The organism is Frondihabitans sp. OV104, from assembly GCF_057787745.1.
On sequence record NZ_CM173541.1, the window covers coordinates 2621454 to 2638085 of the forward strand.

Sequence of the window (16632 nt, forward strand, 5' to 3'; positions counted from 1 at the left end):
TGAGTCACCCCGGACACGGCTCAGTCCATGTAGTCAAGGAGTTCGTCGTCGATCGAGTCGCGGCGTGCAAGCGCACGCGCTTGTTCGGCGCGCAGGGCTCGAACACGCGACTCGTAGTCGAGCAGGTCCGCATGCTTGATGCGACGGTCTCGCTCACCCACAACGTCGAATGCCAGGGCGCCCGAATCGAGGACCTTGTACAAGTGACCTCGACTGATGCCGAGGATCTTGGCGGCTTGATTGGGGGTGAGCGTCTCATCTTTGCTGGTGACAAGGAGATCAGCGCCGCTTTTGAGGTCGTTGGTCATTTTGGACAGCGCGTGGCGGAGGGTAGAGGTCTTGGGCAGGGAGTTTTTGAAAGCTTCGAGATCGGCGATCTCGGTGGTGGGCACACTGGCCGCGGGAAGAGTTTGGGCGTTCATCGGGGCCTCTAATTGTCTTGGGTGATCGGAGTGGTCGATTGCGATGCTCTCGACGATACTCTCAGCTGTCATAAGTGTCACAGGTGGCATAGGTGTCGTCAAGTCACTGTCTGTACTCAAAGCGGGGGCCAAGGTTGGCTTTCCAATTTTCGCGTCGTCACTGAAATTAACGCTGAGCAAGACGAAAGGCGCGGCCAGTGGGAGGTGGAGTACTGGACGACTGTGAACACGAAGCTGAGCGCCGCACTCGCGGCACGCCTGCCGCAGGACGGGGGTAATATGTCAAATTATTAACGCCGTGTCGACTACGGCGGGTGGCGGAGTTTAGACGGAGAAATCTGTCCGGGCAACCAGTCATGAATGGTCGGAGGCGGCCCCGGGATACCAGCCTGATCCGGGTATCGCGGCGCCTCCCACGAAGAAGCGTTGCGGTGAGTTTCATATGTCACCGATCAATCTGCAAAAAGTCGGGTGGATTGTTGAGCACTTGGATGAGACCCCTGCTGAGCAGCCGAATAGATTACGATTTTTGCCATTCCGACGGCCGCTAAACAGATTGGCCGCGGCGGGTGACTGCTGTCGATTCCACTACCGTTATGGCATGGGGGAAATCAATCTAGTTAGTCGCGCTCTGCAGTCACTGCCGCTTTCCATCCGAGCGGAGTTCGAGTCCGCCATTCTGGGAGTCGGCAGTGCCGAGTTGAAAGCCCAGTACATGGAGACTGTGGCCGCCGCGGCGCGATCGGTCGAGAAACTCGTGGGCGATGTCTATCCGGGCGACATCCTGGACAGGGAAGTTTTGCACGATGCACTTCAAGAGTTTCCCCACGATCTCATCGAGTATGTCGGTGCGGACCGACTGTTGTGGGTTGCCGCTCGCAACGGTCGAAGCGCTTTTACCAACCCAAAAGCTCTTGCCGACTTCCTTAAAGCGGCCATCCATTGGAGCAAGTCCCGTCTCCTGCTGAATGCGTTTACGAATGTCGAGGAAGGTGTTCCCGGCATCGACATCATCCGGGAGCACGAGAGTATCCGTCGGCTCATGCCAAGCACTGCCAACTACCGATGGATCAGTCGACTTATTTTCGACTCGGCTGCGGAGATAACCGCAAATAATGACAAATTCGATGGTTTACAAGTCTTGACGCAGGACGCCATCCGTCAAGTCTTCGACTTCGTTCGGTCAAGCGCATTCGAATTTGGAGGCCTTCGAGAACACGAGGAGGCATGGACGCTCCTGAGCAACGAGGCTCAGCAGTTGATAGGCATGTTCGGACCCGTCCGAGTAAATCAAGCCGGCATGGCTGGAGAGTTGTCGGGACTCCTGGACTCCACGGAGGCCGAAAATCAACCGTTCGTGAAAGTTGGAGCTTGCTTCATCCCGGCCACGATCGTGGCCGCCACCTTTAATCTCGAAATCGCACTGTTTGCGGCCGCAAAACGGACGCTTGGCCAGTCCTACGGTGATTGGTTCGAGCTGGTCGCCGCCAAGGCCATACACGCAGTCGCTCCTTACGACGACCTGCTGGTCGATCGAGTTGCTGCGAGAGTCAGTGCGAAAGACGAAGGACAGATTGACTTCCCTCTCGTCGACGCTCGTGGGCCGGCGGTCATTGCCGAGGTAAAGGGGTACGCCACCCATGCGTCGATCAATTCAGTGCAAAATGCTTTCGGAGATCTAACGAAGGCTGTCGACCAGCTCGCGAAGCGCGTCGATTCCCTCAACGGGGGCGCTGCGCTCACCACCGCCGGCCGGGCCGTCGACGGACAGGGCTATCTGGGTCTTGCAGTGACTCAAACAAACTACGCAAGCGCCGTGTGGCGATCCGATGCTCTTGAAGTTCTTGGAGACATCCGGGCCGACACAGCGGTGATTCCGTTGGCCCAGGCGATCCTCGTCATGTCGACGATGAGCGACCCGGCCGATTTTGCGACCTACATCGAGAAGAGGCAACGCATGTTCCGGAGCCACCTCATCGCTCTGGATGAGTTCGACGTCCTCCTTGCTTGCGCGATCCCGGGCGTTTTTGAGCGAGTGATCGCCGCCAGCGCGGCGGACCCCAACCGGCAGAATCTCCTGACCTACTGGGACGTGGCACCGGAGATATTGATGAGCGATCGACCCACGACGCTGGGAAGAGCATGGCTCGAACAGATGAAGGTGGATGCCCGCCCGGCCAGTGGAGCACTTGGCGGACAGCCGGAAGACGACTGACACGGACTGCGCGTGCGTGCAAGAGGCGGCATGACCACTCTTGACTCGTCGGCGACCGTCTGTATTCAACCGAAGGCGCAAAACTCCCGCATCAGCTAGTCAAAACTCCAACTAGTGTGTCCTCCGATTAGAGCGCCCTGAATCCGCATCTCCATAGCAAACGTCCCCTCGCGCCCCGTCGGCGACTACGTCTACGCGTGGCAGAACATGCAAGGGTGGAACAACGACGGCGTCCTCCACCCCGTCGGCCTCGTTGCCGGCAGGAACCGAAAGGCTCGAAGACGGAGTGTTAGATGCTGAACCTGTCCTGGACCGCCTGGCGCCTCCGGTTCCCCCCGTTGACGGCGACAGGGTTCTGCGTCTCGGCGCCGGCCGCGGCAGATGACGGCCAACGCAATCTCACGGAAACAGAACTCGGGCGCCAGCAATCACACGTGGAGACGGACGATTTTGCAGTCCTCGCGGGTAGGCCATAACATCGCGGTCGACGACGCCGCGTAGCTAATTCGTCGCCCAACCATGAAGGAGAAAATCGCCCACGACCATTGCGCTATCGTCTGCCTGTGGTCACCTACCTGGACTCTCACGATGTCTCTGCCCGATACTCAATGTGGCGTCATGACGAACAAGCCATTCGAGGTTTCCTACTGAACACCAACACCGGTATGGGTCCCTGGTTCGACGCCCAGTGGGCTGACGCGGAGGCTGACGCAGTCGCGATCTTTGACCCGAACCGACACGACGACGGCCTGGTCGCGGAACTATTCGAGGACAACGTCGGGGTCTGGCCGGAAAGCTACTTCTGGCAACTCTCCAGCGCAGCCATCAAGGACGCCTGGGCACTTTACGAGGTGTTCCTCGAAGAGTTAGCCCACGACGTCCTGGCGAGATTCGGTGCCGGGCTAGCACTTATGGAGACCGACGACTCGTGGAAAGGAAACGAGAGCCGAGCCTTCTACAACGCCTATGTTGGCATCGAAGTCTTCCCCGGGCCTATCGACTCCATCCGGTGGATGCGGAACAAGATGGCGCATCTCCGATCCACCCTTCGGAGCCCCGGAGGAATGGTCGAGTTCACCAACCACCTTTCCGGCCTCCACATCGACCAGCCCATGACACCGGAGGAACAAACCCTGGGCCTGGTGGACCATCGACCCTACTTCAGCCGTGGCGTCGAGTTGACGCAGTTGCAGACCCTGCGCATCCTCGACATCCTCGCAAATCACATCGGTCGAGTGGCGCTGGCCGCCTTCCAGTTCGAGTACGGCGGCCACAGCAACGTCTTCCTCGACGCCGTGCAGCACAAGTCCCCCGTCAAAGTGAAAGACCTCCCGGCAAAAAGACTCTTCCGACTCGACTGATGGGCGCGCAGGCCCGTGGCGGCGCGGTCAGAAGCGATGGCTGGCCAGTGTGTTCGGCAGCACACGCGTTTCGAGGCACTCCGGCAGAGGTTGAATGGACGTGCTTGATCGCGCACAGGTCAAACTTTCCTTCGGCACTCCGACCCTCGTGATGCCCCTGAGCCAGAGCCACTTCAGAGCGTCCGCGGCGAAGATCCGTTTGACGTGATCGTCGTGCACGGGCGGTCCTGCTCCCCGGTTCAGGCCACGTTTCGCAGGGACGCAGACCAGATGCGCTGCTTGGAGCACAGCCACCACACACGCCGTTCCGACTTCCGAGAGACCACCCGGGCCTCCATCTCGTCGGAGAAATGCTCAAGGGCGCAGGCTTTTCCTAGTCGCCAGGGACGTGTCAAACGCGCCGCGAGGGCTTGAAGACTTCTTAAAGCTCGCACCTCGACCGAGGATAAGGGCAGCCACGCCACTACTTCTCGGAGGTAGTCCGACACTGTACAAGCTGCGTTCCTTCGAAGGCGTTCTCGGCCCGCAGGTAGGGCCTAGTCCGATGGCCTATCCCAGTTTTCGAGATCGAGCAATTCGATCACTGGGCGTCCTTTGCGGTCACGTACGTAGCCGGCGGTCAACAGCCACGCGTAGCCATTTCGCTGTTGGAAAGCGATTACGACCGTGCCTTGAAGATGTTCGTGCTCGATGTGTATGTCTTGAATGAGAGCTGAACTCGCAATCTCGTCCCAATGCGCCGCGGACGCTCGATCGACATTCTTTGCCCGCTCGAACGGGCTTCCGGGACGATTTGGTGTCATCACCTCGATAATGGGCGTCCCCGTCCTCGTTCTCAGGGCAAAGACGCTCATCTCCTTATTCGTTTTCATCGACTCGAGCATGGCTGAGAGGGAGATGGCGAGCAGTGACAAGGCGTCGCGGACTGGCTCAGTGAGCGTCATGTTTTCTTGAAAGAAATGAGCCAGTCTAGACTCGAGCTGCATGCGCGATGGCCCGCTGATGTCGCTCGGCTTCATGAACGTTGAATCGGCCAGGATCGCGGGATCTAACTCGTCAAAATTTTCGCTCTGCCGGTCAATGATGCTTTTGAAACCGTGTTCGGAATGCTCGTTCGCGTCACCGTTAGCGGAGCCGTCGACGAATCGCATGTCTGGTTTCAGTAGGTTCGTCTTCCGTTCGACGGCGACTACGAGGTGCCCGCCTTGAGCCCAAGGTGGAACCTCCTTAATGCCCTTCCGGTCCTCGAAGAATGTCCACTCCCACAAGTCCGCTGCTGTGGCGAGTTTCCCAGACGAACGATGGAGCGCATCGTGGGTGCGTATTTCGCCTTCCACGCTTGCGATTTCGTCAGGCTCCAGTTGCACGTACTCGTCAAGTCCGACGTCGAGATGGTGACTAGAGGCCTCCGCCCAGAGGAGAGCTTGACCTAAGAGCGTCAACAGTCGCCGGCGCACGAGCGCGTCGCTGCGCGCGCCCTGGGTCTGTGATTGGCCACCGGAAAAACCGGCCGCGTTAGCGTCTATGCGGCGCATCAATTCCAAATGTCCGGAAGCCACGATGGAAGCGGTCACCCTGTCGCGGAACGTTGTGTTGGGAGCAACGAGTAAAAGTGCCGTGACCCGCAATGCCTCAGCGTCGCAGATCACTTCCTCGGCCAGTGCGGAATGCGGGTTGGTCAGAATGGTGTCGATCACCTCGGAGATCGGCTTGAAGCACATGAGCGGACTGCTCGCCTTCGCTTTCTCTCCTTGCCGGCGCAGGGTGTCTTCCATAATGACGCGGGCCGACTTGGGGAGGAAACTGAACTCATCAGTCTGCAGATCATCCAGCCAGTTCAGGTTCCCTGAGGTCAGACGCCCTACATTGCTGTCGCGATAACGCTCCATCAGGCTTTTCCACCACTCGAGGGATTCTGCGCGCTCAAAAAGGAGCGGCCGGCCGTCCGCTGCTCGGCAGTGCGACACCTCGTGGGCCAGGGCAAAATGGCCCTGCACGATGGCGTTCGATCGGTGCGCCTGGTCGTCGACGAAGTGGTCGGCGTCGGGGACTTTGGCCTTGTAGTGCTTGTGGATCTTGACTGCTGCCACCGCATCGATCTCATTGCCGTGTCTCGCCAGTCGATTCGCGAAAAGCGACGCAAGACGAGGAAGCAAGTCCCGAACGGGCATATCTGCAACCATTAGTCGGCTTAAGTGCTCGAACACTAGGAAGAGCGAGAGGTCGAACACGATCACGTGCTTGTCCCGGATTCGTAGACGCGCAACCTCGGCTGTGGCGGTGCGAACCGCTTTGACTTGGACGGTTCCCGGTGGTTCGTCGACAAGGATTCGATCAACGAACGTTTGAAATGCCATCTCGGCCATGCTCTCCTCGTTCGCGTCACTCCAAATAGGAGGTCGGGACGACGCGAGGTACCCGTCGAGCCAGTCCGACGAGTTCACGACTTCGAGGAGTCCTTTCGGTCTGTCTTTCTCTTGGAGCTGGCCTTCGGCTTCTTAGACCCGCGCGCCCCATCCGTCGATTCCACGGCATCGCGGATGAGAGGGTTGACCGATGTTGCGACCCTTATGTCACCTTGGGGGTTATGCTCGCGCAAGCTATCAAGCAGGCGAACCACATCCTCCACGGTGGGTGCCGTTACCGTGATGCCGTTGCATGTCACGGATGCTTGCTTACTCGATCGAGCCCTAGCGATGAGCCATCGACCGAGCACACCAATGGCGTCCCCGGTAAGCGCCATTACAAGTACAGCCAGGGCGTCTCCATCGAGCGAGCGGACGTCGGCTACCTCCGTTGGCGGTTCGTCCGGAGATGTTCGATTCAGCTCAAGTGCCAATGTGCCCAGATCGTCATGATCTTCGTGGGGTACCGACACAGACGCGAAGTTTTGACTGCTCATGGCCGATCGTCCCATAAGTCGTTGCTGCACGGCTACTACCAAGTACGCGATGCCATGAGCCGCAACTTAAGCAGGTACGCCGGGGACATCTTGCAGTCGGTCTGACGTTGCCTACGTCCTTGAAATTCCGGTACGACAGGACTTTTCTTGGTCGAACTCGGGTGAGGCTCCTCTCGGGCGGGTTGCCCGAGCGCGGGCCGCCGGCGTGATTTCGACCGCAGTGCGTCAAGACCTGCACGCTTTGCCTTAAGAGCGTGAGCATTCGAGGGCGGTGGTGGCAAAGGCTTCGCTGCCACCTTGATCTTCGACCTACACCTTCAAACGAGACGCCCTAGACAGGGCCAAATCAGTTCTCCATCATGCGCTGTAGCTTCATCGTTATGAGGGTCATCGTCGACGTCATTTTTTTGGCGGTTCTACTGCAGGAACTATAGTTAGATCAACGCTCCTTTTGTCCTTCTGACCTTATTCGGCGCGGCGGTTGCAGTGGCGCTCGTCGCCTATCCGAATGTCCTTGCCTATCCCGGATGTCCTTGCCTCATTGGGAACGCCATGACTCATCCGTCATCGGGGCGCGGCGGCGTTTGCGCGCCTCCACGTGCATCGTGATCGGCGTCACGTCGAGCACGCGATTCACAATTGCTTCGAGGAACTTCGGTGGCTGCAGCCTGGCGTCGACCTCTCCTTGCAGGATTCTTACTGGCGGTAGTTCGTCTAAAGCGCGCTGGATCTCTTCGGTGGCGAGTTCGACGATCTCCTCCTCTGCATCGGTGGAGGCGTCGGCTCCCGCGCTCTCCACTAGGGCGTCAACCTCTTCTTGGTCGTCATCGGGTACGACGACATCGGCCCCGTAATCCATGACGATGAGACAAGTTGCGTGGTAAGCGTCGTCTTCTTCGCCGAGTTTCGAGATGAGGTCGTTGAGCCAGTCGAAGGTGACCCGATCCTTCTTGCCCAAGATGTCCGAGCGCACTCCCATGGCAAAGCCGAGGGCAGCCATCGGATGCCGAAGGCGAAGGTTCTTAGCGTCCCCGTAAGACTCCTCGATGCGGTTCGGCGCGTTCTTTCCGTAGGAGGAATCCATGCGTTTGGTAGAGATCAGAATCTCGGGCCCCGTGGCCCAATCGGTCATGATGACGTCCACTTGCTTGAGGTAGTTCTTTCCAAGAATTGATGCGCTGGATGCTGTCACTCCCGGTATGGCTGCTTTTCTCTGCAGACGTTCCTGCAGCTTTGAGCGATCCTTTATCGGCACCGCATTCACGAAACTCTGCACGGGTCCAGGCAGAATCCGCGGGTGCTTGTCACGCGGCCATACCGCGTCGCGGTTAAAACCCGCACGGCGAAGTTCGAAAGCAAACCACACGTCCAAGGCGAGGGCACTGACGCCCGAACGCACTGTTGCCTTCAGGAACAGGGGCACGCCGAGGAGGCGTTCGAGGGTTCTAATGTCCGGCTCGTAGGTGAGAACGTTGTCGACGGTGCGCCACGGGTTCGAGAAGACGCCTCCAGGGGCGGCGTCGGCGATGATCCTGTCGAAGATGACCCAGGCTTTATTTTTCGCCGTCGGTTCTGCCACGTTTACCCCTGTTCGTCCTGCGTTTGGCCAATTCGGCCCGGCCGGCACGGACGTGTTCAAGTGCCGACGGCGTGGTGCAGTCCGATTCAAGCAGGAGCGCCGTATCGACGAGGGCCACCGCGCCGAGAAGGTCGGAGCGAGCGAGACGATCCGCGACGGCCTGACGGACGCTCCGCAAAGCATCAGCTCGTTGTTGGACAAGGACGGGCGAGGGCATGAGCCAACGGTCGGCTTCTCGTGGTTCGAGTTTGAGAATGCCGCCCCCGTAAGCACGACCGACCATCTCCGCGCTGAGCAGCGTGATCGAATTCAGTGACGCGAGGGGAAGCAGCTCACGTCCCAGGTCTTCCATGCCTTCAGACAAGTAAAGGCCATGGACGGAGTTGAGGTGAAAAGCACCAGCCTCATTGGTGGTGAGCCGTGGCGTGTCCGCGTTCATGCAGGTCAGGAGAAGGTCGGCGGGGCGAACGAGCGGCACTTCGTACCAGGTTTTGCGAACCCGGCACTTATACGCCTTGTCGACACCCGCCGAGTGTCCAGCATTGATGTACTTGAGGGCTGCAGGGCCGGGTTCTGGTCGCGGTCGAAAGAGCCAAGTCGATTTGCCCTCTCGCCCCAGCGCGGTGAGGTCCTGTCCGGTCAGAGCGAGACCGCGAAGGTGGGAGCTTCCTGGCGGCGACAGGCGCAGGAGATCACGCCGGTCGAGGTTTAATTCGCTGACTCGGGCAGGCGAAAGCGCGAAGTAGTTGTTGTTCCCGGTGACCATCCCGAGCGTCGTGTCACCCCAGGTTTCCAAAGCGGCGAGCTGCCCGGTTGCGACAAGGCGCATAAGTTCCCTAGGACCATTAGCAGCGATAATGCCGGCGCCAGTCCATTTGTCAGCCGGGTCGGTAGGAGTCCATTGCTGTCCTGCCTCCAGTTGAGGAAGCGTTGAGGCATTTCGCGTCTGCCGAATTGTTGCGTGCTTCGCAGACCCCAACCCGTACCCATCAGCAAGGAGGAGGACGACGTCTGCTTCAGCTTCGGGGAAGACCTGCTCGTCGAAGAGGACTACGTCAATGGACTGGAATCGTTCGAATAGGAAATGGCGAACAGGGGCGGCGTAGTTGACTGACAAAAGCTCGGCAGGCAGCACCAGCCCAAGCCGACCTCCCGGCTTCAGGAACGCAGCACTCTGTACGACGAACGCGGCCCAACTCGACGACAGGCCAGTCAGAGAAACTCCGCCTCTCAACGCGGCTGCCCTCGACTTCAGGCGCGCGTCGCCAGTCCAGTCCTGGTACCTCACATATGGTGGATTTCCGATGACCGCTGTGTAGACGGGCGCGGGTTCCACATCGAAGAAGTCGGCAACTTCGATGTTCGAAGCACCCCCAGCATCTTGGACGCGCTTGCTTCCTGTTTGCGCACTGTGCTCATGGATTTCGACGCCGTAGACGGTCGGGACTACATCCCGCGACTCGTCAAGAGATTTAAGGCGCTTCACGGCCTCAATTAGAAACTGCGCATCTCCCGCCGCAGGCTCGAAAACCTTGTCGTCTGCCGAGCGCAGAGCCCAGGTCGCGATGTGGTGGGCGATCGCAGTTGGCGTGAAGAACGCTCCCCTCGCTTTGCGGCGAGACGAATCGTCCGCCGGGTCTCGCGAAGCATCTGTCACTCCTCCATTGTCGTACGGGCCACCGACCTTCTGAACCCCGACCTATGTCGGCCAGTACCCGATTTCACAATTGGACCGCAGCGGCGGCGAACTCTCTTCCGCGGCACCTCGTCGCCAGGCCGTCACGCTCAGGTCAAGCCGAACACCTCCACGCCTCCTCCCCGTGAGGTCTCCGCGGTCGACGGGTGGTTGCACAGCTTCGCCAACGAGGTGAGGCCCTCAGGATTCTTCACAACAGAGTTCATGGTGGCCGTGAATTTCCTGATGGATGCGCATGCGGGTCCGGGCGCCGAAGAGGATCAGTCCTCCGTCCGAGTTTGCGAATCGGTCCCCCGCTTCCGAGAACAAGATTGTGACGCCCAGCCTGCCGAAGTCGTACGGTTCCCACCGCGCGGGTCCGATCCACGCACGACAAGTCCCCAGTTGGTCCTGATGGTGCGCTCACGCTCGCCGATGCTCAGAGAGGCGGCACAGTCGACGCTCAATGGGCGATCAATGATGGCGGTTCCCTCGCCTCGGACGGCGTATTCACCGCTTTGGACGCCGGAGGGCCCTACACCGCAACGGCAGAGTCGTACGGGTTGAACGGCCACTCGGCGCTCACGGTCATCCCTCTCGACACGACGCAGACCCCTGGCAGCCATGCCGAGGAGAACATCGCGATCGGGAAGACCGTGACCGTGTCCTCGTCGGAGAACGACTCGTTGTCAGGCGCGCAGGCCGTGGACGGTGACATAGACACACGCTGGTCCAGCAGATTCACCGATGCCGAATCCATCGAGGTGGACCTCGGCGAGAGCGTTCCAGTCACGAGTGTCAAGCTCCTCTGGGAGGCGTCCTACGGGAGGGCCTTCACGATCCAGGCCCGAACTACGACGGACGAAGCGTGGAAGACAGTCGCGACGGAATCGAACGGACACGGCGGAGACGCGACCTATGACGTATCCGCAGTCGCCCGCTACCTCCGCGTTGTCGGAACCAAGCGCGCGACGTCCTCTGGATACTCATTGCGAGAGTTCCAGGTGTTCTCGACAGAAGGATCAGCGAGACCGAACCTTTCGAGAGGCAAGCCCACGACGTCCTCGGCGGATGAAAGCCCCGTCTTCATGGCCGCCAACGCCACTGACTCGAGCCTCTTGACCCGGTGGTCGAGCGGCTACACCGACGACCAATGGCTTGAAGTGGACTTGGGCTCCCGGCAGGAACTCCACCAGGCTCAGCTGACGTGGGAGAACGCCTACGGCAAAAGGTACGTGATCGAAGGCAGCAACGACGCCTCCGTAGATTGGACCGTTCTGGCAACGAAAAACGACGGAACGGGAGGGACCGACACCCTGCCACTCACGGGGTCCTACCGGTATGTACGCATGCAGGGAATTGAGCGAAGCGGAGCGTTCGGATACTCGCTGTTCGACTTCACCGTGAAGTAGAAATCGGCGAGGACGCGTTCGTGTTTCGAAAGAGCGGCCGAAGGCACCTAAGTGCCTTCGGCCGCTCTCGCTCCCGCAGGTCCCCATTTGGGACACCCGGCGCCGACCGGCGGCGCATTCAATGGAGGACGACGCTATGAAACCCGCCAGTGGGGCACTCCGGGAAGCCAGCGTCGCCAAGAACAACCGTCACCGAATCCCGAATGCACTGCACTCAAGCTGAAGCCAAAAGGAAAGAGAAACAGATGTCAAAGGCGATCGTCATCACCGAGTTCGGCGGGCCCGAAGTCTTGCAGTGGCGCGAGGTTCAACCCTCGAGCCCGAATCACGGCGAAGTGCTCATCCGCGTTCGAGCCGCGGCAGTTGGACCCACGGATCTGCACATCCGCGCCGGCCACCTCACCTCCGTGTTCCCCCAACGCCCCGGCGACGTGCTCGGCTTCGAGGCTGCAGGTGTCGTCGAAGCCGTTGGGGAAGGCGCAGACGCCCAGATCGGAGACGCAGTAGCCGCGCTGCTTCCGACCCAGGGAGGCTACGGCGAACTCGTCACCACGAACGCCTGGTACCCGAAGCCGGCTCAAGTCAGCTGGGCGTCCGCTGCGGCTTTGCCGGCATCAGCCGACGCAGCAGTCGGGACCCTTCGCGAAGCCCGCGCCAAGAATGGCGAGACGCTCGTCGTCCTCGGTGCCGGCGGAGCGGTCGGATTGATCGTCGTGCAGCTTGCCGCCTCTCAGGGCATCCGCGTCATCGCCGTAGCCAGTGAACGTGACGCGGACTTGATTCGCGACCTCGGCGGCGAATTTGTCGCGTACGGAGACGACACGTTTGGTCGAATCGGTCCCCGCGTCGACGCGGTCATCGATGCTGCCGGGCACGGCGGCTTCAGAGATGCCGTCGCCGCGGTCGACGACCCCAGCAGAGTGGTCACTCTGACTGGGGGCACGGAGGCCCTCTCTTCGGGCGCCATCCTGTCCCACCCACGAGCCGACCGAGCGCCGGACGCACTGGCGATCACTTTGCCCCTGCTCGCCGCTGGAACTCTTCAGCTCAAGCAGCACCGCACGCTGCCGATCCAGGAAGCGGCTGAAGCCCACCGGCTACTCGCGTCAGGAGAGACCCGCGACAAAATTGTTCTGACCTTCGACAACGACAACCAGTACAAGTAGGTGGCTCGCTGGACGCCTTTCACATGCTCTAAGGCCCTTGTCGTAGAAAGCCCCTTATTTCAAGTTGAATTCGGCGGCTGGAACGAGCCAGCCGAAGCAACTAGCGAGGGACGCTCGGAGGGGGCCGAGGGGACGAAGTCATCTCGATCACGTGATCACGTGGGCCTGCTTTGAAGGCCCTCGAATCGCATTGGCAATCGCCTCGCCGCGCCGAACTCCATTTTCGCCAGATGTGCTAGCGACCGTGCGGGCCTCGCCCGGAAGCGTTCATCTATTCACTAATTGCCGCTCCGCAGGTTGACTGCATGCCTCCGTTTGAGATTTTTGACTCGGTGAAGACGGCCGAGGCGGGCCGGACTTCGGCCGCCCGGCGAGACGACCATGACGACAGGACCCACAGGCATAAATCCGTGCGACCGAGACACCAGGGTGACTTGTTGGGATCCAGGCTCGAAGTCATCCACCGGTTCCAGTCCAAAACTTGTCACGCGCCACGCGGCTGTTGCATGGACGGCCACTGTTGGAGAAAGAGCGTCCGCAAAGAGTTTGAGCCACATCGTCATGGGAGGCCCTTTGCCGCCGCTCATTTTCGGCACATAAACCTCCTCAGCGATACCGACGAGCAGTTGCGGAGGGTGACTGACATCGGCCGTTCGATTCACGATGTCCCAAGCCAGGATGATGGTGGCTCCGAGCGCGGGGACGCCCACGAGGAGTCCTGTGGCCCAAGCCCACGTATTCAGAACTTGAAAGTCTCCGATTGCGTTTCCGAAGACATAGAGGCCGACCGCAACCACATGATCACGCTGAACGGTACGACGCCTAAGCGGCGGTGGAACTTCCAAAGGGCCTTCCGTCGGACCTTCCTGGCCACATCCGAAGAGAGTAGGGCTTCAAGGTGATCGCGGCGGCGGATGTTGAGCCAGTGCTTTCGCCGGGCCCTGGCGAGAGACCATCCTTCCGTCGTTGAGGTGCCGTTCGACAGAAAAACCTTCGTCTCGTATTGCGTCGGACCTCTTCGGCCGCTACCGCGGCTCCGAGACGGAGACCTTGCAATCTCCTTCACCGTGGCTATAGCGGCTGCTAACTCGCAGCGTGCCCCAGGGAGGGACACCCTTAAAGCATGCCCCCGGCAGGGCCACCCCAGAGGCACAGGCTTACCCTTTTTGCATGACTTTGGTGGGACGGGCCGACGAACTTGCGGCCCTCGAAGAACTCGTTAGCGGCACTCGGAAGGCCTACGGCCGGTCGATACTGATCCGGGGTGATGCCGGAATCGGCAAGAGCGCCTTGGCCTCAGAGGTGGAACGCTCCGTCACCGAAAGCGGTTTTACCATCCTTCGATGCGCTGGCGTCCGAAGCGGCAGTCTTGCTGGCTATGCGGCCCTTCATGACCTCCTGCGCCCTGTCCTCAAAGGCCTCGCTGATCTCCCGGATCGACAACGCGCGTCCTTAGAAATTTCGTTTGGTCTCCGCGAGGGCGAAGCGCCCGACCGCCTGCTGGTCGGGCTGGCAACCTTGGGGCTTCTTGAAGAAGCATCTCAGTCGTGGCCCGTGCTCGTTCTCGTCGAAGACCTGCACTGGCTAGACACGTCGACGGCGGCAGTGGTGGCATTTCTGGCGGCTCGCCTTGATGGTCTGGCGGCGAGCCTTGTCGCGACAACCCGCGTCGACCCGGCGTACACGGATTGGGAAGGCTCCTTTGGCAGTTCGCTGAATCCTGCGCCCCTTGACGACGACGCTTCCCGGTCGCTCGTCTTGGCGCGCACGCCCGGACTCGACAGCTCAGTGACAGACCTAATCCTGGAGCAGGCTCGCGGAAACCCCCTAGCACTCGCCGAGTTGACAAGCGTCGTTCCCGATGCGAGCCTCAACTCTCTCTCAAGCTCTCAACGTCTACCCACCACGCGTCGCATTGAGTCGACCTTCCTTGCGGAAGTAAGTCTCCTGCCGGAATCCACCCGAAATTCTCTTCTCATCGCGGCAACGGGTGAGGACGCGCCTTATGACGAAGTGGTTGCTGCAATCAGGGAACTCGGCGGCTCGGAACAGGATCTAATTCCCGCCGAACGCTTCCATCTCCTGCGAGTTCACAACAATGCATTCGTCTTCCGTCACCCCCTCATCAGTTCCGCCCTCTACGATTCCGCGGGAACGCTCGAGAAAGCCAACGTCCATCAAGCCTTGGCTCGCGTAGCAAAGGATGCAGGACGTGCCGCACGCCACCGAGCTTCCGGAACTCTCGGGTTCGATGAGGCAGTAGCGGCCGAGATAGAAGAGACAGCAATCAGCACCGGGCAGCAAGGCGCCTGGGTCGAGGCGACAGGAGCCTGGCGTCGAGCTGCAGCGCTCTCGCCTTCACCAGACAGCCGAGCGAGAAGACTGGTTGCCGCAGCGGACACTGCGAGACAGGCCGCGGCGCCTGGCGAAGCTGCCGATCTCGTTGGGCAAGCAAAACCGATTGCAACCGATCCGGAGCTGATTTGGCGCATAGCGCAAACGGAGTGGATGCTCTCAGTGACGGCCGTTTATCGAGGCCCGAGCGTCGCGGAACTAGTAATCCTCTCGAAGGGACAGCCAGAGGTCGGGAAGGGGCTGGAAATGCTCGTCTGGGCGGCTGCCACGTGCTACCTCCAGGGTCAGACCCTCGACCTCCGCGCGCGCGTGCAAACGGAATTGCACACCGTCCCCGACGGAGTCGACGATGTCTTGCGATCAGTGGGGCTCGCCCTGGCCGACCCGCAGGTGCGCTTCAGCGACCCAACCATCGCTCTGAGGCGATTCGAAGGGAAAGTCAGCGAGTCCGACGGCCACCTTCTGAATCTGTTGGCCTTCGCCACTGAGAACTCGAACATGGAGACGGCGGAATCAGTTTGGTCGGCAGCAGTCCAGCTTTACCGCAACCTGGGACAAGTAGCTAACGAGGCAGCGGGACTTTGCGGCCGCGGCGTCGTACGCGCAGTCCTAGGCAAGTTGGATCTGGCGGTGATGGACCTTGAGCAGTCCCTGCAAATTAGCCAGGACCTCAACCTCGGCGTGGTCCTCGCGATGGGACTTGCCGGCCTGGCAAGGGCACAGGCCCTGCAAGGCGACAAGGAGCGAACGCAGGAGACCCTGGAGCGACTTCGCCTGCGGCCCGAAGGAGAAGTGGTAGCCCGCATCGCCGCGACCGGCGCGTGGGGTTCCGGCCTCATGGCGCTGCACCAAGGCCGGTTCGCGGACGCGTTTGTCGACCTCCGCGACACCGCCGCCAACCCTGCAATCGCACTTTGGGCCGGCGCCGATCTCGTCGAGGCTGCAGCGGGATCCCAGCAGGGCCACCTCGTCGCAGACTGGATCACACTCGCCGAGACCACTGCCGAGAGCGCCGACTCAGACCATCTGCGGATGCTCGTTCACCGGGCGCAAGCACTCCTGTCGAACGGCGACGAAGCACGTGAGCACTTTGAGCTATCAATCGACTTCGGCGTACACACCGAAGCTCGACTCGACGTCGCTCGTTCTCAACTGCTCTTCGGAGAATGGCTTCGACGAGAGCGTCACATCGTCGAAGCCCGAAGTCATCTAGCCAACGCCCAGCGCGGATTTGAGGAAGCTGGTGCAACTGTTTTGGCGACCCGCGCCGCGGCAGAACTGCGCGCCGCCGGCGTTGCAAACGTAGACAACTCTTTCGAAGAACAAGCCGAGATGAGCCGCTCTCTTACCGCCCAAGAACTTCTGGTGGCGCAACTTGCTTCCACGGGTCTGACAAACAAGCAGATTGCCGACAGGCTGTACCTGTCGCATCGGACGGTAGCTGCGCACCTACACCGCGCGTTCGCCAAACTTGGAATCAGCCGGCGTTCTCAACTCCAGCAGGCCATCGGAAGCGTTGGTCGACTCGCTTCCTGAGCCCGACGC

At 60.5% G+C, this 16632-nt stretch carries 9 protein-coding genes; 5 read left to right on the plus strand and 4 right to left on the minus strand.

Going from position 1 to position 16632, the window contains the following annotated elements:
- Positions 1–20 precede the first annotated feature (20 nt).
- A complete protein-coding gene (locus AC3CBB_RS12295) occupies positions 21–422 on the minus strand; it encodes a helix-turn-helix domain-containing protein (protein WP_488624792.1) in 402 nt (133 codons plus the stop codon).
- 601 nt (positions 423–1023) lie between these two features.
- On the opposite strand from AC3CBB_RS12295, the gene AC3CBB_RS12300 reads away from it, so the two are divergent.
- Together AC3CBB_RS12300 and AC3CBB_RS12305 are read left to right on the plus strand one after the other, a co-directional pair.
- Positions 1024–2637, plus strand: a complete 1614-nt coding sequence (locus tag AC3CBB_RS12300) for a hypothetical protein (protein ID WP_488624793.1) — start codon at positions 1024–1026, stop codon at positions 2635–2637.
- 563 nt (positions 2638–3200) lie between these two features.
- Positions 3201–3998, plus strand: coding sequence for a hypothetical protein (locus AC3CBB_RS12305; protein ID WP_488624794.1), 798 nt, complete (start codon positions 3201–3203; stop codon positions 3996–3998).
- 536 nt (positions 3999–4534) lie between these two features.
- Here the strand turns inward: AC3CBB_RS12305 and AC3CBB_RS12310 are convergent.
- The 3 genes from AC3CBB_RS12310 to AC3CBB_RS12320 all read right to left on the minus strand — a co-directional run bounded on the left by AC3CBB_RS12310 (position 4535) and on the right by AC3CBB_RS12320 (position 10136).
- On the minus strand, positions 4535–6364 hold the full coding sequence (locus AC3CBB_RS12310) for a hypothetical protein (RefSeq protein ID WP_488624795.1): 1830 nt from the start codon (positions 6362–6364) through the stop codon (positions 4535–4537).
- Between the two features lie 1074 nt (positions 6365–7438).
- On the minus strand, positions 7439–8479 hold the full coding sequence (locus AC3CBB_RS12315; protein ID WP_488624796.1) for a hypothetical protein: 1041 nt from the start codon (positions 8477–8479) through the stop codon (positions 7439–7441).
- Positions 8454–10136 carry an N-6 DNA methylase gene (locus tag AC3CBB_RS12320; protein ID WP_488624797.1) on the minus strand — a complete coding sequence of 561 codons (1683 nt, stop codon included), beginning with the start codon at positions 10134–10136 and terminating at the stop codon, positions 8454–8456. The genes AC3CBB_RS12315 and AC3CBB_RS12320 overlap by 26 nt, the downstream gene beginning before the upstream one ends.
- Before the next feature lie 581 nt (positions 10137–10717).
- Here AC3CBB_RS12320 and AC3CBB_RS12325 point away from each other — a divergent pair.
- From AC3CBB_RS12325 to AC3CBB_RS12335, 3 genes are all read left to right on the plus strand, one after another.
- On the plus strand, positions 10718–11566 hold the full coding sequence (locus AC3CBB_RS12325) for a discoidin domain-containing protein (protein ID WP_488624798.1): 849 nt from the start codon (positions 10718–10720) through the stop codon (positions 11564–11566).
- Positions 11567–11811: 245 nt separating this feature from the next.
- A complete protein-coding gene (locus tag AC3CBB_RS12330) occupies positions 11812–12732 on the plus strand; it encodes a quinone oxidoreductase family protein (protein WP_488624799.1) in 921 nt (306 codons plus the stop codon).
- Between the two features lie 1170 nt (positions 12733–13902).
- Positions 13903–16623: an ATP-binding protein gene (locus tag AC3CBB_RS12335; protein WP_488624800.1), complete on the plus strand. Its 2721-nt coding sequence runs from the start codon at positions 13903–13905 to the stop codon at positions 16621–16623.
- Positions 16624–16632 lie beyond the last annotated feature (9 nt).

Excerpts from the sequence above, each read along its gene's own strand:
- AC3CBB_RS12330 (WP_488624799.1), top strand. The coding sequence starts at position 11,812 with ATGTCAAAGGCGATCGTCATCACCGAGTTCGGCGGGCCCGAAGTCTTG.
- AC3CBB_RS12310 (WP_488624795.1), bottom strand. The coding sequence starts at position 6,364 with ATGGCCGAGATGGCATTTCAAACGTTCGTTGATCGAATCCTTGTCGAC.
- AC3CBB_RS12300 (WP_488624793.1), top strand. The coding sequence starts at position 1,024 with ATGGGGGAAATCAATCTAGTTAGTCGCGCTCTGCAGTCACTGCCGCTT.
- AC3CBB_RS12335 (WP_488624800.1), top strand. The coding sequence starts at position 13,903 with ATGACTTTGGTGGGACGGGCCGACGAACTTGCGGCCCTCGAAGAACTC.
- AC3CBB_RS12295 (WP_488624792.1), bottom strand. The coding sequence starts at position 422 with ATGAACGCCCAAACTCTTCCCGCGGCCAGTGTGCCCACCACCGAGATC.